General features: G+C 58.5%; 11 protein-coding genes. 6 read left to right on the top strand and 5 right to left on the bottom strand.

Annotated elements, in window-relative coordinates; translation table 11 throughout:
- Positions 1-187: 187 nt before the first annotated feature.
- Genes TU76_RS20740 through TU76_RS20730 form a run of 3 tightly spaced genes read right to left on the bottom strand, consistent with a single transcriptional unit; the run spans position 188 to position 4,920 of the window.
- Complete coding sequence (locus tag TU76_RS20740; protein ID WP_019828486.1) at positions 188-1,375, bottom strand: osmoprotectant NAGGN system M42 family peptidase; 1,188 nt, start codon at positions 1,373-1,375, stop codon at positions 188-190.
- Between the two features lie 23 nt (positions 1,376-1,398).
- Positions 1,399-3,144, bottom strand: a complete 1,746-nt coding sequence (gene ngg, locus TU76_RS20735; RefSeq protein WP_046809467.1) for an N-acetylglutaminylglutamine synthetase — start codon at positions 3,142-3,144, stop codon at positions 1,399-1,401.
- A gap of 3 nt (positions 3,145-3,147) precedes the next feature.
- Positions 3,148-4,920 (bottom strand): N-acetylglutaminylglutamine amidotransferase, encoded by a 1,773-nt coding sequence (locus TU76_RS20730; protein ID WP_019828483.1) that lies wholly within the window; start codon positions 4,918-4,920, stop codon positions 3,148-3,150.
- 347 nt (positions 4,921-5,267) lie between these two features.
- On the opposite strand from TU76_RS20730, the gene TU76_RS20725 reads away from it, so the two are divergent.
- Positions 5,268-10,079, top strand: a complete 4,812-nt coding sequence (locus TU76_RS20725) for an NEL-type E3 ubiquitin ligase domain-containing protein (protein WP_048352434.1) — start codon at positions 5,268-5,270, stop codon at positions 10,077-10,079.
- Here the strand turns inward: TU76_RS20725 and mnmC are convergent.
- Positions 10,066-12,045, bottom strand: coding sequence for a bifunctional tRNA (5-methylaminomethyl-2-thiouridine)(34)-methyltransferase MnmC2/FAD-dependent 5-carboxymethylaminomethyl-2-thiouridine(34) oxidoreductase MnmC1 (gene mnmC / locus TU76_RS20720; RefSeq protein WP_048352433.1), 1,980 nt, complete (start codon positions 12,043-12,045; stop codon positions 10,066-10,068). The two genes, TU76_RS20725 and mnmC, sit on opposite strands and share 14 nt — an antisense overlap.
- Before the next feature lie 139 nt (positions 12,046-12,184).
- Here mnmC and pap point away from each other — a divergent pair, with 139 nt between their 5' ends.
- The gene (gene pap, locus TU76_RS20715; RefSeq protein ID WP_046809470.1) at positions 12,185-13,690 is read left to right on the top strand and encodes a polyphosphate:AMP phosphotransferase; all 1,506 of its coding nucleotides are present in this window, start codon (positions 12,185-12,187) and stop codon (positions 13,688-13,690) included.
- 149 nt (positions 13,691-13,839) lie between these two features.
- On the opposite strand, the gene TU76_RS20710 is transcribed toward pap, so the two are convergent.
- Positions 13,840-15,231, bottom strand: coding sequence for a class II fumarate hydratase (locus TU76_RS20710; protein ID WP_046808715.1), 1,392 nt, complete (start codon positions 15,229-15,231; stop codon positions 13,840-13,842).
- Positions 15,232-15,423: 192 nt separating this feature from the next.
- Between TU76_RS20710 and TU76_RS20705 the strand changes: the two genes are divergently transcribed.
- The 4 genes from TU76_RS20705 (at position 15,424) to TU76_RS20690 (ending at position 17,923) form a co-directional block, all read left to right on the top strand.
- Positions 15,424-15,939, top strand: a complete 516-nt coding sequence (locus tag TU76_RS20705) for a DUF2059 domain-containing protein (protein ID WP_019826803.1) — start codon at positions 15,424-15,426, stop codon at positions 15,937-15,939.
- Positions 15,940-15,950: 11 nt separating this feature from the next.
- On the top strand, positions 15,951-16,247 hold the full coding sequence (locus TU76_RS20700; RefSeq protein WP_019826801.1) for a BolA family protein: 297 nt from the start codon (positions 15,951-15,953) through the stop codon (positions 16,245-16,247).
- Positions 16,248-16,347: 100 nt separating this feature from the next.
- Positions 16,348-17,286 carry an oxygen-dependent tRNA uridine(34) hydroxylase TrhO gene (trhO, locus tag TU76_RS20695; protein WP_048352432.1) on the top strand — a complete coding sequence of 313 codons (939 nt, stop codon included), beginning with the start codon at positions 16,348-16,350 and terminating at the stop codon, positions 17,284-17,286.
- A 1-nt stretch (position 17,287) separates the two neighbouring features.
- Entirely contained in the window at positions 17,288-17,923 is a 636-nt protein-coding gene (locus tag TU76_RS20690) for a DsbA family protein (protein WP_019826799.1), read from the top strand.
- Positions 17,924-17,941 lie beyond the last annotated feature (18 nt).

Raw genomic sequence — 17,941 nt, 5'->3', positions numbered from 1 at the left:
TAATTTAACTCGCTGATCCATTACGGACTCTCGTTTCCAGGGCATGGTCAGTACCTCCTGACCATGATTAATACCTGTAAACGATGTACCCGGTCTTAAACGTAAACGATGTACTCGGTTTCTACCCACCCCAACCCTCTCCCGTGGGAGAGGGCTAGGGCTAGGGTGAGGGGCTTTTGACCTTGCCTCAGTTCCGGTTATCCCCCACCAGACTCTCCACCGACGGCACTCGTGTGTCGCTTTCCATCTGTGCATCGTGCTCAATCTGATGGCTGAAGCGATCCAGTGAGCCTTGCGCAGGCTGCGCATCGCTGGCAAAAACCGGTGGGCTCAGTATGTAAGCGCCCAGCAATCGGCTCAACGCCGCCAGACTGTCGATATGGGTGCGTTCGTAGCCGTGGGTCGCATCGCAACCAAACGCCAGCAAGGCGCAACGGATGTCATGCCCGGCGGTGACGGCCGAATGGGCATCGCTGAAGTAGTATCGGAACATGTCTCGTCGCACTGGCAGTTCATTATCGCTGGCCAAGCGCAGCAAATGCCGCGACAAGTGATAGTCATACGGCCCGCCAGAATCCTGCATCGCCACACTCACAGCATGCTCGCTTGAATGCTGGCCCGGCGCTACCGGGGCAATATCAATCCCCACAAATTCGCTTACATCCCATGGCAATGCCGCCGCCGCGCCACTGCCTGTTTCTTCCGTGATGGTGAACAGCGGATGACAGTCGATCAGCGGTTGCTCGCCACTGTCCACAATGGCCTTCAGTGCGGCGAGCAGTGCTGCCACCCCGGCCTTGTCGTCCAGATGCCGCGCGCTGATATGGCCGCTTTCGGTGAACTCCGGCAACGGATCAAAGGCCACGTAGTCGCCGATATTGATCCCCAGTGAGTCGCAGTCGGCCCTGGTTGCGCAATACGCATCCAGACGCAACTCGATATGGTCCCAGCTGATCGGCAACTCATCCACGCCGGTATTGAAAGCATGGCCGGAAGCCATTAACGGCAAGACACTACCGCGAATCACGCCATTGTCAGTGAACAGGCTGACCCGGCTGCCTTCGGCAAAGCGGCTGGACCAGCAGCCTACGGGCGCCAGAACCAGGCGGCCATTGTCTTTGATCGCCCGTACACTGGCGCCGATGGTGTCCAAGTGTGCCGAAACGGCCCGGTCCGGACTGTTTTTCTGACCCTTGAGGGTGGCGCGCAGAGTGCCGCGCCGGGTCAGCTCGAAGGGGATCCCCAGCTCATCGAGGCGTTCAGCGACATAGCGCACGATGGTGTCGGTAAACCCGGTGGGGCTTGGGATAGCGAGCATTTCCAGCAATACCCGTTGCAGGTAATCGAGGTCGGGTTCAGGGAGGGTGCGATTCATAAAAGCTCCTGAGGGCCGGTCAGCTAGAGAGCAGGCTGACAGTGGGGGAAGAGTAAATCGATAAAACGTTCGGCGGTCGGTTGCGGCTCATGGTTGGCCAGCCCAGCCCGTTCGTTGGCTTCGATAAATACGTACTCGGGCTGGTCGGCGGCAGGCACCATCAGGTCCAGTCCGACCACGGGGATATCCAGCGCCCGGGCGGCGCGGATGGCCGCGTCGGCCAGCACCGGGTGCAACACGGCGGTCACATCGTCGAGGCAGCCGCCGGTATGCAGATTGGCAGTGCGGCGTACGGCGAGCACCTGGCCTGCTGGCAAGATGCTGTCGTATTCATAGCCAGCGGCTTGCACGGTGCGCAGGGTTTCTGCGTCCAGCGCAATCCGGCTTTCACCTCCAGTGGCGGCCTGTCGGCGTCGGCTTTGAGCCTCAATCAGTCGTTGCACACTGTGCAGGCCATCACCCGTCACCTGAGCCGGGCGACGGATGGCGGCTGCGACAACTTCAAAGCCGATCACCACAATTCGCAGGTCGAGCCCCTCGTGGAAGCTTTCAAGCAGCACACGGCTATCGAATGCCCGCGCAGCCTCGATGGCCACTTGCACCTTTTCGAGGCTGTCCAGATCCACCGCCACGCCATTGCCTTGCTCGCCATCCACAGGCTTGACCACCACCCGCGAGTGCTGCTCAAGAAAGTCCAGATTGTCGTCGGCGCTACCGGCCAGTTGCTGGCTGGGCACATTCAATCCGGCTTGGTGCAACACCTTGTGGGTCAGGCATTTGTCCTGACACAGGCTCATGCTGATAGCGCTGGTCAGGTCGCTCAGGGATTCGCGGCAACGAATCCGTCGTCCGCCGTGGCTGAGCGTGAAAAGTCCGGCAGGCGCGTCGTCGATTTGCACATCAATCCCGCGCTTGTAGGCTTCTTCAACCAGAATCCGGGCATAGGGATTGAGCCCGACTTCGGGTCCAGGGCCGAGAAACAGCGGTTGATTGATGCCATTTTTGCGCTTGATGGCAAAGGTCGACAGGGTACGAAAGCCCAGCTTGCTGTAGAGGCTTTTCGCTTGAGCGTTATCGTGCAGCACTGACAGGTCGAGGTAGCTCAAGCCACGGCTCATGAAGTGCTCGATCAAATGCCGTACCAGCACTTCACCTACACCGGGCCGCGAGCACTGGGGGTCTACCGCCAGGCACCAGAGGCTGCTGCCGTTTTCCGGGTCGTGGAACGCAGTGTGATGGTTCAGGCCCATGACACTGCCAATCACGGCGCCGCTGTCTTCATCCTCGGCCATCCAGTACACCGGCCCGCCTTGATCGCGGGAGGTGAGTAATGTGGGGTCAATGGGCAGCATGGCGCGTGCCTGATACAGCGTGTTGATCGCGTTCCAGTCCGCTTCGCTTTGCGCGCGACGGATCCGGAAACCGCGAAATACACGGGTGGCCGGGCGGTAGTCGGTGAACCACAGGCGCAAGGTGTCCGACGGGTCGAGAAACAGCTGTTGGGGCGACTGGGCCAATACTTGCTGCGGAGCTGCCACATACAGCGCGATATCACGCTCACCGGGTTGTTCGTTGAGCAACTCGTTGGCCAGGGTGGCGGGGTCGGGGAAGGTATGCCCGATCAGCAGCCGACCCCAGCCGCAATGCACGGCCACGGGCTGTGCACCGAGTGAGCTGCCGTCTTCGGCAAAGCGCGCTTGCAGACGTTCGTAGGACGGTGTTTGTCCACGCAACAAACGCTGACTGTAAGCCGTAGCGAGGGGTTTCATCGATCAGATTCCTTGTTCGCTCAGCCACAGGTTCAAGGCTGCAAGTTGCCAGAGCTTGGAGCCGTTGAGAGGCGTCAGCTGGCTTTGCGGGTTGGTCAGCAGTTGATCAAGCATGGCCGGTTGAAACAGGCCGCGATCCTGGCTGGGGTCCAGCAGCAGATCGCGAACCCAGTTCAGCGTGTCACCCTGCAAGTGCTTGAGGCCGGGTACCGGGAAGTAACCTTTTTTACGGTCGATCACTTCGCTTGGGATCACCAGTCGCGCCGCTTCCTTGAGCACCTGCTTGCCGCCGTCCGGCAATTTGAAGCGCGCCGGAATGCGTGCCGAGAGTTCGGCCAGGCGGTAATCGAGAAACGGTGTACGGGCTTCAAGGCCCCAGGCCATGGTCATGTTATCGACCCGTTTGACCGGGTCATCCACCAGCATCACCGTGCTGTCCAGTCGCAGGGCTTTGTCCACCCCGGCGTTGGCGCCGGGCTGGGCAAAGTGCTCGCGCACATAATCCCCGGCCGCATCATTGGCCGTCAGCCATTGCGGCTGCACTGTGGCTTTGTATTCGTCATAGCTACGATCGAAAAACGCTTCGCGATAAGCGGCATAAGGATCGTCTGCGGCATCGACAGGCGGGTACCAGTGATACCCGGCAAACAATTCGTCGGCGCCCTGACCGCTCTGTACCACCTTGCAATGCTTGGCCACTTCGCGCGACAGCAGGTAAAACGCGATGCAGTCATGGCTGACCATCGGTTCGCTCATGGCGCGAAATGCAGCGGGCAATTGATCGATAATTTCGTGTTCGCCAATGCGCAGTTGGTGATGGCGTGTGCCGTAATGCTTGGCGATTAAGTCCGAGTACTGGAATTCATCGCCGCGCTCGCCCCCCGAGTCCTCAAACCCGATGGAAAAGGTCGACAAGTCCTGTACGCCCACGTCCCGCAACAAACCCACCAGCAAACTGGAGTCAACACCGCCCGAGAGCAGTACGCCGACATCCACTGCCGCGCGCTGGCGAATAGCCACAGCTTCGCGGGTGCTATCGAGTACACGGTCGCGCCAGTCTTCGAGGGTTAAATCCAGCTCGTCGGCATGGGGGCCGTAGGGCAGGGTCCACCAGGTTTTCTGCTCGGTGTGACCGTTGGCATCAATACGCAGCCAAGTGGCTGGAGGGAGCTTTTCAATCCCGGCAATCAACGTGCGTGGTGCGGGCACCACAGCATGGAAATTCAAATAGTGGTTGAGGGCGACGGGATCAAGCATCGGATTGATATCACCGCCCTTGAGCAACGCGGGCAGGGTGGACGCAAAGCGCAGGCGCTCACCGGTACGCGACAGGTAAAGCGGCTTCACCCCCAAACGGTCGCGGGCGATGAACAGGCGCTGGGCATCGCGCTCCCAGATGGCAAAGGCAAACATGCCATTGAGCTTTGGCAGCAGCGCTTCACCCCAGGCGTGATAGCCCTTGAGCAGCACTTCGGTGTCACCGTCCGAGTAAAAGGAGTAGCCCAGGGTTTCAAGCTCGGCTCTCAATTCAGGGAAGTTATAGATCGCGCCGTTAAACGCCAGCGACAGGCCCAGTTGGCTGTCGACCATCGGTTGAGCGGAGCCGTCTGACAAATCCATGATTTTCAGTCGGCGATGGCCAAGAGCTATCGGCCCTTGGCTGTGGAAACCCCAGGCATCAGGCCCGCGGGGGGCCAAGTGGTGGGTAATGCGTTCGATGGCTGCCAGGTCGGCAGGGTGTTGATCAAAACGTAACTCTCCAGCTAATCCGCACATGGTGTTTAAATCCTTGGTATTTCGGCATGTGGTGCTACAGGTTGAGTCAGCGTCTTTGCGGGACGCCACGTAGCGCTTGGGCCCGGTTTTAAAGGGGGATGGAGCGCTTGGCCGCATCGCCAGCCCGTGCGGCGCGGGGCAAAAAACACCCGCGGCGCGATAAATGACCGTGTTTTATCGAGTAACTGAGACCCGGATCGTTCAATAAAACTTACAAGAGGTCGATGACGCATGGGGCTGCATGCGGCCCAAGGTTGCGGGCAACCCATAGTTATCTATGGGTTTTCGGTACAGGCGTGACGCTAGGTTGGACGACTCATTTTGGTCACCCACCTGGACATTCGAAGATGACACGCACCGACCGTTATCCCCCTCTGGAAGCGCGCCAGAGCACACTCAGCGATCTTGAACCGCTGGAACTGGTTCAGAGCCACATGCCCAGATGGCTGCTGGACGCACCTCCCGACATCATTGATGCGTTGAATGCCGCCATGGCCCAAAGCCGGCTGTGGCATGGCCGGGTAGGCAAAAAATTCAGCGAGTTGCAAAGCGTCGAAACGTATTGCGGGACGCTTCTGGCGGCCGAGGTGATGTACGCGTTCGGCCCGTCGCTGGATATTCATCGCGACTATCTTGCCGCCGTGCATGTGCACGTGGTGACCGACAACACACTGCTGCTGACAGTGCGTCACACCACCGTGCGCGATGAGCCTAAAACGCTGTTATGGGCCGCGTTGCAAAACTTTTCTGTGGATGAATCCCAGGCTGACGGGTTCCATCCCCAAAGCAAGATCCTGCACGGTGGACACCCTGCGCGCCCCAGCCCAATCCTGCCTCATGAGATCGCAGCGCTGTGTCGCAGGCTGGACCTGGGCCTTAAATACCAGCTGTATTTGCAATGGTTTCTCGGGGTTGCAGCTCCCGGCATCCAGAGCCCGAACGCTACACAATTGGCCACTGAGAGGAATCTTCGGCAACTCAAAACCAGCGACATGCAGGTGGATGCGCATATCGCATTTCTCAAAAAGAACATCGGCCAGACAGCCTACAGTGCGTTGCTGGCAATGTTGGCCTTGGCCACTGATGCCGCCTCTACAGCATCGGTGCAACTGGACGGCAAGCCGATCTTTCACAGCTCGATGTCAATACTCGACACCGTCATCGACGGGGTCGTTATTTTTTCTGCGGACTCGTTGCTGCTGCATCCAGGCCAACGCCTGATTGCGTATATCCCCAACGATCCTGTCGCGCCTTTTTTCGAATTCAGTACGCTTCAGGTTTTTACCGATGAATTGAAGCATCGCCTGCGTGACCCGGCCTATGCCGATTTTTTCGCACGGTTTGTCGCCTTGAAGGACCGTGCCGGGTTTATGCAAAAGGTCAAAGCCCATCCTGAGGTACTGTTCCTGACGGCGGCGCCTCTAGGCATGAGCGCTGCGCAGTATTTGACCTCGGTGCAACTCAAGAACATGTTTGCCGACGCGCAAGTGCTGGCGGTGCCAACAGGGGTTCTGGACCAGCAAGAGCGTGAAGCTCGCTGGCAAGCCTATAAAAATGCCGGCTTGTTATTGATCAACGTTGCAGCCCTGTTTGTTCCGGTGCTGGGGGACGTGATGCTGGCGGTAGCCATCGGCCAAATGTTGAAGGAAGTGTATGAGGGGGTGGAGGATTGGGCGCACGGCGATGTCGATCATGCCCGTGAGCATCTGTTGAATGTCGCCAGGGATATTGCCGTCAACGGGGCGATTGCCGTGGGCGCTGCTGCCGTGGGTACGTTGGCCAGTCGCCTCAGTCAGGCCACCAGAAACCACTTCGAAGGCTTTGAGCCCATCCTGCGCGATGACGGCAGCGCAAGGCTGTGGAACAAGCAGCTGGAACCCTATGAGCATAAGACCGCTGGTGAACGGCAGCATAGGGCAGACGCCCAGGGCTTTTTTAAGTACCAGGGCGCTGACTGTGTGCAAGTGAATGGCAAGCACTACCGGGCTGAATTTGATTCCAGTCTTAACCAATGGCGTATTGCCCACCCCGCACGGCCAACCGCTTTCAAGCCGGCATTGCTGCATAACCGCCAAGGGGCTTGGCAGCATGCCCATGAGCGGCCGCTGGAATGGGACGCCAGCGCGACATTGATGGGGCGCCTGGGTGGTCCGGCGGTGTCACTCGATGCTCAAAGCCTGGAGCACGTGCGGCTATTGACTGACACGCCGCATGGGTTATTGCGTCGCGTTCATCTGCACAACCTGGCGCCACCGCCCTTGCTGAGGATCAGCCTCAAACGCTTTGAAATCGATCGGCAGATCACGGCGTTTATCGAGCAGATGAGTACCCATGAGTACAACGCCCAGCGCTGGGCTGATCTGCAGTTGCAGCTACTGCCATTGATGCCGGGCTGGCCTGTGGGCAAAGGGCTGGCCATGGCGGACAGTTCGGGGCGCAGCCTGGCGCACGCTGGCAGCAGCGTGGCCCGGATCAACCTGACGCCTGCGATGCTTGAGCAGGGCACGTTGCTGGACACTGTGCTGGGGGCGTTGTCGCAAACAGAGATCAATGGGTTGTTGGGGCAAGAGGGGAGCACTTCAGGTGATGTTGCACAGCGGTTGGCGCAGGCAATGGGAGCCTATGCGCGGGATAACAGATCGTCGGTCTTTGGTCATCTCTACGGTCAATTCGATGTTTCGACTTCGCCCCAAGCCATCCCTATTGAAAGGGCATTTGCGGGGCTGCCGCGTTCTGTGGCGCAAAACTTGGTCGAATCTGCCACTGATAGCCAGCGTGAACTATTGCGTACCGCCAAGGTGCCCTTGGCCCTGGGCGAAATGGCGCGCCTGTACCTCAGGGAGAGCCGGATCAATCGGGCCCTGGAGGGTTTTTACCTGCCGTTTCTGGCCGGCGCCGACACCGATCACTTAACCCTGCATTTTCTGGCGCGACTGCACGGCCTGCCCGCCGACGCGACCCTGGAGATTCGAGAGAATTCGCTACTGGGCACTGTCACCCATCGATGGGGCAATGTTGAGGCAAAGGGCGCGCGGGTACTGGTCAAAACGGCCCAGGGCTATCAGCGCTACACACCGCGAGGTTCGATGCAGGTACTGGAGCCGGGCGGGCCAGTGCCATTGTTGAACGCATTGTTTACGTCTCTGACCCCTGATGAGCGTCTGGCAATGGGTTTTGCCTTGCCGGCAGATGCTACGCAATTCAATGCGGCGCTGGGCAAGCTGGCCGCGCAGGCCCGTCAAGAGTCTGCCGGGGTACTGGGCATGCAGCCGATCAAACCCGTTTTCAAGCCACCGGTGACGCTGCCGAGCGGCCAAACCGGCTATCCGTTATGCGGGCTGGACCCTGGTGGGTACTCTGCAGCGCTTCAACGGCGGGTTCGCGATATTTACCCGGACATCAATAATGAACAGGTGCTGATTTACCTCGATGGTTTGATAGAACGGGGTCTCGACCCTCTGAATGTCCTACGTCAGCGCAAACGTGAGCGATTGGCGCTGGTGCAGAGCTTGCAACGCTGGATCAATGCCACGCCCATTGAGCAGTTGGTGACCAACACCGTCCACGATTATTCGGAAGACAGGTACCAGATCGCGGTTCTGATTCAGCGCAGTTGGCATAAAAGCCCGAAGCATCTTCCCTGGGCCAATCCCGATGAGGTTTACAGCCTTAACCTGGGCGGTTTTCGGTTGGACAGCCTGCCCGCACTGCCAGACCTGGCTGACTTCAGTCATGTGCGTGAACTCAAATTAAGCAATATGGACTGCAGAGATATCGCCGGTTCATTTCTTGAGCACTTCAGCGGGGTGGTGTCGCTGGAAATGGACAACAACCGCATGACCCGTTTTCCGGCTCAGCTAATGCACTTGCCCCACCTGCAGCGCTTGTCCCTGGCGCGTAACCAGTTGTACATGAGCGCTGAGAATATGGAGGTCTTAAGTACGTTGAACCGGCTGGAAGTGCTCAATCTCAACGACAACGTGTTGGGTCCACTCCTGAGTTTCAATGGCCTGGCCTATTTGCGCCGGGTGTATCTACGTCGCTCAGGGCTTGATCAGTGGCCTCAAGGCCTTATTTCCAGGCCACTGCTGGAGTCTGCCGACTTGCGAGAAAACCGTATCACCGAGATACCCGAGCATGTCTACCTGGCCTCGCCAACCTTTACGCGCCATATCTCGTTGTCCGGTAACCCACTGTCTGCGGCCAGTCGCCTGCGCCTGGCGCGTAACGTGATGCAAGGCGGCAGCAGCATGGGGATCAGAAGCGAAGAGCTGATGAGTGAGGCCGCAGCCTTCGAGTTTTGGACGGTGGGTATTACGTCCCAAGAGCGCCGGAGGCGAGAGTTATTGTGGAACGCTTTGCGCGCCGAACCCGCCGCCGATGATTTTTTTGTGGTGATCAGTCGTTTGACCTCGACGGCGGACGCCCAGAGCGTGCGGCACGACCTCAGCCGACGCGTGTGGGAAATGATCGAGGCCGCCAATGAAAGCAGTGTATTGCGCCGTGACGTGCTGGATATAGCGGCTTCCCCGCGCAGTTGTTCAGACAGCGTGGCTTTTATCTTCAGTGCCATGGAAGTCCAGATGGAGCTGGCCGCTGTTTCGCGGGATGCCTCGCTTGAGGTGGGGCAATTGTTAACGCTGGGCAAAAAACAGTTCAGGCTGCATAAGCTCTCGCAAATTGCTGCCGCGCATTTCAATCGACAGCTGGCGGCGGGAGAAGCCGCCGATGAGCTGGAGGTGCATCTTGCCTATCGCATCGGCCTGGCCGCAGACCTCGATCTGCCGGGACAACCGAGAAACATGTCCTTTGGGAGGCTGGCAGGAGTGACGCAGGCAGATCTCGAAGTAGCAAAGTTCGAAGTCGAAAATGCTGAAAGAACCCCGGAGTTGAATACGTTTATCAGCACCCAGCAATTCTGGAAGGACTACTTGATCAAGACCAGCAAGGCGCAATACAGCGCATTGACCAAACCCCATTTCGACAGTCTGGGCGAATTGTTGTTGAACTCGCCGCAGATGACCGATGAGCGCTATTTGCGCAGGGTGGCAGAAATTCGCCATCAAATGGACGGGGTGGTCGATGCCTGGTGTCTGGAAAAAACCAATGCCCTGCTGGATGCCCTTGAACGTTCAGGAGAAGAATCTACAGCCCTTTGATCAGCGCCCGCAGCCCGAACCGGCTTGGTAGGCAGGCCTCGGCGACAACCCGTGGCACGGGCAGGGGCTCATGGGTGATCCAGGCAGCCAATAGCTCGCCCGACAGGGGGGCGGTAATCAACCCGCGGGAACCGTGGCCGCTGTTGACGAACAAGCCTGCAAGCCAGGGGCAAGGCGTGTCTGGCACTTGGCGGGCATCCTTGCGCAATACGGCATAGGCGCTTGCGAACTGCTGCGGGTCGGTCAATGGGCCCACAATCGGCAAATAGTCGGGACTGGTGCAGCGAAAGGCCGCCCAGCCCTGCAGGGTGTGCGGGTCGAGTTGTTCATCGCCAAGGCGTTGGGCCATGTCCGGGGATATTTCCTGCAGCAGGTCGAGGTTGCCCTGGTGCCCCTCGGGGGTGGTGGTCAGGTCTTCGTTATGGAAGTCGAAACTGGCACCCAGCGTATGCTCGCCCAGACGGCCCGGGGCAACATAACCCTCGGCACAGACCACGGTTTTAAGCACGGCGCTGTGTTGGGTTTCTACCAGTTGGGTGATTTGCCCGCGAATACGTTTGAGCGGCAAACCGCTGCTGGCCGGGAAGCGCTTGACCTCTGCGGCACCTGCAAGAATCACCACCGGCGCTTGGGCCAGCAGTTTGTCGTCCTGGCAGGCCTGCCACTGGTCATCGACCCTGTGCAGTTGCAGCACGTCATGGTGCGTCAATACGTGCACATTGGGGTGTAAGGTCTGGTAATGGCATAGCGCAGGCGGGTGAACCCAGCCGCCTTCAGGGTAGAACAGACCACCGTGGGCCAGTTCTATCCCGGCCAGTGCCTGTGCCTGGGGCTGATCCACCAGATGCACCAGCGCAGGCGGGAAGGCCGCGGCCAACTGGGCCTGACGTTCGGCCTCCTTGGCATTGAAACCCAATTGCAGAACGCCGCAGTCATCCCAGTCACGCCCGCGTTGCAGGCCTTCCAGCAGGCGACGGGTGTAACCGAATCCGCTGACAATCAGTTGCGACAGGGTTGTACCGTGCGCCGACAGTTTGAGATACAGCACGCCCTGAGGGTTGCCTGAAGCCTCTTTGGCCAGTCGCTCATGGCGCTCCAGCAAAACCACCTGCCAACCTCTACGAGCGAGGCTGTTGGCACTGGCACAACCTGACAGGCCACCACCAATGACCAGGGCTTTACGCGGGCCTTTTACCTGCGGCGGGCGGGCAAACCAGGGTTTGACGCCGGATGTTGCAGTTACGTTTTCAGGCAAACCAACAAAAGTGCCGCGCAGAATCTCCCATTTATGGCCGATGCCCGGAGTACGGCGCATCTTGAAGCCGGCCTCGTTCAGCGCCCGGCGCACCCAGCCGGTGCTGGTGAAGGTACTGATGGTGGACTCGGGAGCGGCCAGGCGTGCCAGTTGCGCGAAGAGTTCGGGCGTCCACATATCGGGGTTTTTTGCGGGAGCGAAGCCATCGAGAAACCAGGCGTCGACTTGCGCGTCCAGTTGCGGCAGTTGCTCGAGCACGTCACCGATCAACAACGTGAGGGTGACCCGGCCATTGGCCAGGCTCAGGGTCTGGAATCCCGGGTGAATCGCAAAGTAGGCCGCAAGCAGTTGTTCGCTGTACGTCGTCAGCTCGGGCCACAGGGCGAGGGCGCGCTGCAGGTCCTGGCGGGTAAGCGGGTATTTTTCGACACTGATGTAGTGCAGGCGGGCGTCGGGCCGTGCTTTTTGTTCAAACAACTGCCAGGCGCATAAAAAATTCAGGCCGGTGCCGAAACCGGTTTCGCCAATAACCAACTGACCATTGGCCGGCAGGTTTTGGAAACGCTCTGCAAGTGCGTTCTGTTCGATAAAGACATAGCGCGTCTCTTCCAGGCCGGACTTGTCCGAAAAATACACGTCATCAAACACCCGCGAATGGGGGCGACCTTGGTCATCCCAGTCAATCTGGGCATTGGGCATTTCAGTAGTCATGTGCGGCTCGGCAACGTCAAGGCGGCCATTCTAGCTGAACAGTAGCGGCGCGACTGATCCATGACAGTTTTGTGAGGGATGTTCCTACACGTTTAGACGCAATCCGCTAGGCTTGTGAAATCTTGCCAGGGAGCTTTCCATGTTCGAATCCGCTGAAATCGGTCATGCAATCGATAAAGAAACCTACGACAGTGAAGTTCCCGCCTTACGCGAAGCGTTGCTTGAGGCTCAATACGAGCTCCACCAGCAGAAGCGTTCTGCGGTCATCGTATTGATCAACGGCATTGAAGGCGCCGGCAAAGGCGAGACGGTCAAGCTGCTGAATGAATGGATGGATCCGCGGCTGATCGAAGTGCGCACGTTTGACAGCCAGACGGATGAGGAGCTGGCTCACCCGCCTGCCTGGCGCTACTGGCGGCAATTGCCCGCCAAGGGCCGCATGGGGGTGTTCTTCGGTAACTGGTACAGCCAGATGCTGCAGGGCCGGGTTCATGGCCGCTTCAAGGATGCCGTGCTCGATCAGGCGATCAATGGTGCGGAACGTCTGGAGAAAATGCTGTGCAACGAAGGGGCGGTGATTTTCAAGTTCTGGTTTCACTTGTCGAAAAAACAGATGAAAGCCCGCCTTAAAGCACTCAAGGATGACCCGCTGCACAGCTGGCGTATCAGTCCATTGGATTGGCAACAGTCAGAAACTTACGATCGTTTTGTACGATTTGGCGAGCGTGTGATTCGTCGAACCAGCCGCGACTATGCCCCCTGGAACATCGTTGAAGGTGTGGATCCGTATTATCGCAGCCTGACAGTGGGCAAGATTTTGCTCGAAGGTCTGCAAGCCGCACTGAGTGAAGCCAAGACCAAAGCCCGCGCCACCCACGTCGCCCCGTTGACTGAAGCCCAGGACGGTTTGAGCCTGCTCGATTGTCTGGACATGACGCAGCATCTGGACAAAGACGATTACCAGGAGCAGTTGATCACCGAGCAGGCGCGCCTGTCGGGGTTGATGCGCGACAAACGGATGCGTCGACATGCGCTGGTATCGGTATTCGAAGGCAACGATGCGGCAGGCAAGGGCGGTTCGATCAAGCGTGTGGCGGCGGCACTCGACCCGCGCCAGTACAGCATCGTGCCGATTGCGGCGCCTTCTGAAGATGAGCGCGCACAGCCCTATTTGTGGCGCTTTTGGCGGCAGATTCCGGGCCGTGGCAAGTTCACCATCTTTGATCGCTCCTGGTACGGGCGGGTGCTGGTTGAGCGGGTCGAGGGCTTTTGCACCCCGGCCGACTGGATGCGCGCCTATGGAGAAATCAATGATTTCGAGGAGCAATTGCGCGATGCGGGCGTGATTGTCGTCAAGTTCTGGCTGGCGATCGATAAGGATGTACAGCTTGAGCGTTTTCATGAGCGCGAAGAGATCCCGTTCAAACGCTTCAAAATCACTGAAGAAGACTGGCGCAACCGCGAGAAGTGGGATGTGTATCGCAAGGCAGTGTGCGACATGGTTGATCGCACCAGTACCGAGGTTTCACCCTGGACACTGGTAGAAGCCAATGACAAGCGCTGGGCGCGGGTCAAGGTGTTGCGCACGATCAACGAGGCTCTGGAAGCAGCGTTCGAGAAGAGCGACAAAAAGCGTAAAAAATAGGAAAAGCCTGTAGATACTCTGTTGCAGGTCAAGCCCTACTGTGGGAGCGAGCCTGCTCGCGAACGACCTTCGCGAGCAGGCTCGCTCCCACAGTTGCACTTGTCCTGTAGCCGCAGCCTCGTTTCTTCGGCTACGAGAAGACCTATGGCCTAGTGCTTGCCAGTACCCAGCATATTTTCCGGGCGCACCCACTGGTCGAACTCGGCATCGGTCAGGTAACCCAGTTCCAATGCCGCTTCGCGCAGGGTCAACCCTTCGGCATAGGCTTTCTTGGCGATTTCAGCCGACTTGTCATAGCCAATATGCGGGTTGAGTGCTGTGACCAGCATCAAGCCGCGCTCCAGATGCTCGGCCATTTTTCCGGCGTCGGCTTCAAGGCCGGTGACGCAGTGTTTTTGGAAGTTGCCGCAACCGTCCGCCAGTAACTGGATCGACTGCAGCAGGTTGTGAATGATCACCGGTTTGTAGACGTTCAGTTGCAGGTGCCCCTGGCTTGCAGCAAAGCCGATGGTCACGTCATTGCCCATCACCTGGCAGGCCAGCATCGACAGGGCTTCGCACTGGGTCGGGTTGACCTTGCCCGGCATGATCGAACTGCCCGGTTCATTGGCAGGCAGCTTGATTTCTGCCAGCCCGGCACGCGGCCCTGATCCCAGCAGACGGAAGTCATTGGCCAGTTTCATCAGGGTAACGGCCAGGGTTTTGAGTGCGCCCGAGAGGGTGGTTAGCGGTTCGTGCCCCGCCAATGCGGCAAATTTGTTTGGCGCAGTGACAAATGGCAGACCGGACAAGGCGGCGATTTCAGCGGCAATTGCTTCGGCAAAGCCGTGTGGGGCGTTGAGTCCGGTACCTACCGCTGTGCCTCCTTGCGCCAGTTCATACACCGCGGGTATAGCCGAGCGTATGGCTTGTTCGGCGTAATCAAGTTGGGCGATATAGGCTGACAGTTCCTGGCCAAAGGTAATGGGCGTTGCGTCCATCATGTGAGTACGGCCGGTTTTAACCAGTTTCATGTGGCGTACCGACAGCTCGGCCAACCCGCCTGAGAGTTCGCTGATCGCGGGTAGCAACTGCTCGTGAACCGCTTTGGCGGTAGCAATATGCATGGCGGTCGGGAAGCAGTCATTGGAGCTTTGCGAGCGGTTGACGTGGTCATTGGGGTGGACCGGGGATTTGCCGCCGCGGCCTTTGCCAGCCAGTTCGTTGGCGCGCCCGGCGATCACTTCGTTGGCGTTCATGTTGCTTTGTGTGCCGCTGCCGGTCTGCCATACAACCAGCGGGAACTGATCATCGTGCTCACCGTCGAGTACTTCATCGGCGGCCTGTTCGATCAGCCGGGCGATGTCGGCGGGGAGGTCGCCGTTGCGGTTATTGACCCGGGCAGCAGCTTTTTTGATCAGCACCAGGGCGTGCAACACGGCCAGCGGCATCTTTTCGTTGCCGATGGCGAAGTTGATTAGCGATCGTTGAGTCTGAGCGCCCCAATAAACCTCATCGGCCACATTTACTTCACCCAGGCTGTCGGTTTCGATACGGCTCATCAGCTCATTCTCCTATAGGTCTGACCAGACAGCTTAGGCGCTGGTTTGCAGCGGGGGTTCAATCTGATGTTTTTAATGCTTTTGGTCAGGTGATGAGAACGTCTATCAGTCTCGGGGTTGAGTGACACACTTTATTAGGCGCAGAATGGCCGCCCTTGGGGTTCAACCTCGCTTGCTAGAAAAGGAAACTCGATGACCCGTCTTCGCGCCATCTGTACAGCGGTTGCTCTGGTTTGCGCCAGCGGCCAGGTTTTCGCCGATGCAGCCAGTCACGCTGCCAGTGCTGAAACGTTCCTGAAACTGGCACATGCCGATAAGCTGGGTACCCCGGTGTATATGCAAGTGCAGCAAATGTTTGCTCAACGTTTTGAGCAAACCAAAGCGCCAGCCTCCAAGAAAGCCCTGCTGGAAACCTACCAGGCCAAAGCCAACACCGCCCTGGACCAGGCCATCGGCTGGAATAAACTCAAGCCGGACATGGTCAAGCTGTACACCACCAACTTCAGCGAGTCCGAACTCAAGGATCTGGTAGCGTTCTACCAGTCGCCACTGGGCAAGAAAGTCCTGGAAAAAATGCCGCAGCTGACTCAGCAATCGGCACAAATGACCCAGGCCAAACTGGAAAGCGCAGTGCCGGTCGTCAACAAGCTGTTGGCCGACATGACCGCCGAGCTGGAGCCAGCAGCGGCCCCGGCCAAGAAGAAGTAAGCGGAGCCTGAATGGACATGCAGCAACGTATCGAATCGACGCTCAGCGCGTTGCAACCTGAGCACCTGAGTGTGCTGGATGAAAGCCACATGCACAGTCGAGGGTTGCAGACCCACTTCAAGGCTGTGGTGGTCAGCGAGCAGTTCGCCGGGCTCAACAGCGTCAAGCGTCACCAGAAGGTCTACGCCACCCTGGGTGACCTGATGGGCGAGTTCCATGCGCTGGCCTTGCATACGTACACGCCTGAAGAATGGGCGAAAATCGGCACGGCCCCGGCTTCGCCGACCTGTGCTGGCGGTGGGCACTAAGTCGTCTTTTTGCTAGAATCCGCAGCGCGCCGCTTAGCCGGCGCGTTTTTTTTGCGCCCGGTTCACCCTTTGCGAGGGTAGCCACCTGGAGAGAATCACGATGACCGCGCCAATTGTTGTCGCTGCACTGTACAAATTCGTCACACTTGAAGATTACGTAGCACTGCGTGAGCCGCTGCTCAACGCCATGGTCGCCAATGGTATCAAGGGCACCCTGCTGATTGCCGAAGAAGGCATTAACGGCACGGTTTCCGGGACTCGTGAAGGCATTGATGGGCTGATGGCCTGGCTCAAGAACGATCCGCGCATGGTCGATATCGACCATAAAGAATCCTACTGCGATGACCAGCCGTTCTATCGGACCAAGGTCAAGCTCAAGAAAGAAATCGTTACCCTCGGCGTAGAAGGCGTGGATCCGAACAAGAAAGTCGGAACCTATGTCGACCCCGAGAACTGGAATGCGCTGATCAGCGATCCAGAGGTGCTGTTGATTGACACCCGTAACGATTACGAAGTCTCGATCGGTACGTTTGAAGGCGCCATTGACCCGAAAACCACCAGCTTTCGCGAATTTCCTGACTATATCAAAGCCAATTTCGACCCAGCCAAGCACAAGAAAGTCGCGATGTTCTGCACGGGCGGCATTCGCTGTGAAAAAGCGTCGAGCTACATGCTCAGCCAGGGTTTCGACGAGGTTTACCACCTTAAAGGCGGCATCCTGAAGTACCTCGAAGAAGTGCCGCAGGAAGAAACCAAGTGGCAGGGTGACTGCTTTGTGTTCGATAACCGCGTCACGGTGCGCCACGACCTGAGCGCCGGCGAATACGACCAGTGCCATGCCTGCCGCACGCCGATCAGCATCGCGGATCGCGAGTCGGAGCACTATCAGCCCGGTATCAGCTGTCCGCATTGCTGGGACACGTTGAGCGAAAAAACCCGTCGTAGCGCTATTGATCGGCAAAAGCAGATCGATCTGGCCAAGGCGCGCAATCAGCCGCACCCGATTGGCCACAACTACCGTAAACCTGCCGAGGTTTAAGATGAGCGCACGCCTGCTCTATGTGATGGACCCTATGTGCTCCTGGTGCTGGGGCTTTTCGCCCATCGCTGAGGCCCTGGTTGAGCAGGCCCAGACCGCAGGCGTCGAGTTGCACCTGGTGGTAGGCGGATTGCGTACCGGCAGTGGCTCGGCCCTTGAGCCCGCCACGCGGCGCTACATTCTTGAGCATTGGCAGGCAGTCACAGAGGCCACCGGGCAATCCTTCAATTTTGACGGTGCATTGCCCGACGGTTTTGTCTATGACACCGAGCCTGCCTGTCGAGCAGTGGTGGCAGCACGCAGTCTTGCCCCCGATTGTGCCTGGAGGTTGGTCAAGCTGATTCAGCAGGCCTTTTATGTGCAAGGCCGCGATGTCACCCAGGCCAGCGTGCTGGTTGAGCTTGCCGAAACGGCAGGGGTGCCACGTATCGAGTTTGCCGCCGCTTTTGACTCGGCCGAACAACACACGGCAACGGGCGCCGACTTTACCTGGGTGCAAGACCTGGGAATTGCCGGGTTTCCCACTTTGCTCGCCGAGCGTAACGGCCAGCTGGCATTATTGACCAACGGTTATCAGCCGCTTGAACCTCTGTCTGACCTGCTTGCCCGTTGGCTAGAACGCGCTACGCGTGTTTGATCCTTCTGGGGTGCAGTC

It is taken from the genome of Pseudomonas psychrophila (assembly GCF_001043005.1).
Lineage (GTDB): Bacteria > Pseudomonadota > Gammaproteobacteria > Pseudomonadales > Pseudomonadaceae > Aquipseudomonas > Aquipseudomonas psychrophila.
This window is presented reverse-complemented; position numbering and strand designations above follow the sequence as displayed.

Coding starts and splice junctions, on each gene's coding strand:
- TU76_RS20700 (WP_019826801.1), top strand. CDS start 15,951: ATGGACATGCAGCAACGTATCGAATCGACGCTCAGCGCGTTGCAACCT.
- trhO (WP_048352432.1), top strand. CDS start 16,348: ATGACCGCGCCAATTGTTGTCGCTGCACTGTACAAATTCGTCACACTT.
- TU76_RS20730 (WP_019828483.1), bottom strand. CDS start 4,920: ATGTGCGGATTAGCTGGAGAGTTACGTTTTGATCAACACCCTGCCGAC.
- TU76_RS20740 (WP_019828486.1), bottom strand. CDS start 1,375: ATGAATCGCACCCTCCCTGAACCCGACCTCGATTACCTGCAACGGGTA.
- TU76_RS20705 (WP_019826803.1), top strand. CDS start 15,424: ATGACCCGTCTTCGCGCCATCTGTACAGCGGTTGCTCTGGTTTGCGCC.
- TU76_RS20690 (WP_019826799.1), top strand. CDS start 17,288: ATGAGCGCACGCCTGCTCTATGTGATGGACCCTATGTGCTCCTGGTGC.
- TU76_RS20725 (WP_048352434.1), top strand. CDS start 5,268: ATGACACGCACCGACCGTTATCCCCCTCTGGAAGCGCGCCAGAGCACA.
- pap (WP_046809470.1), top strand. CDS start 12,185: ATGTTCGAATCCGCTGAAATCGGTCATGCAATCGATAAAGAAACCTAC.
- mnmC (WP_048352433.1), bottom strand. CDS start 12,045: ATGACTACTGAAATGCCCAATGCCCAGATTGACTGGGATGACCAAGGT.
- ngg (WP_046809467.1), bottom strand. CDS start 3,144: ATGAAACCCCTCGCTACGGCTTACAGTCAGCGTTTGTTGCGTGGACAA.
- TU76_RS20710 (WP_046808715.1), bottom strand. CDS start 15,231: ATGAGCCGTATCGAAACCGACAGCCTGGGTGAAGTAAATGTGGCCGAT.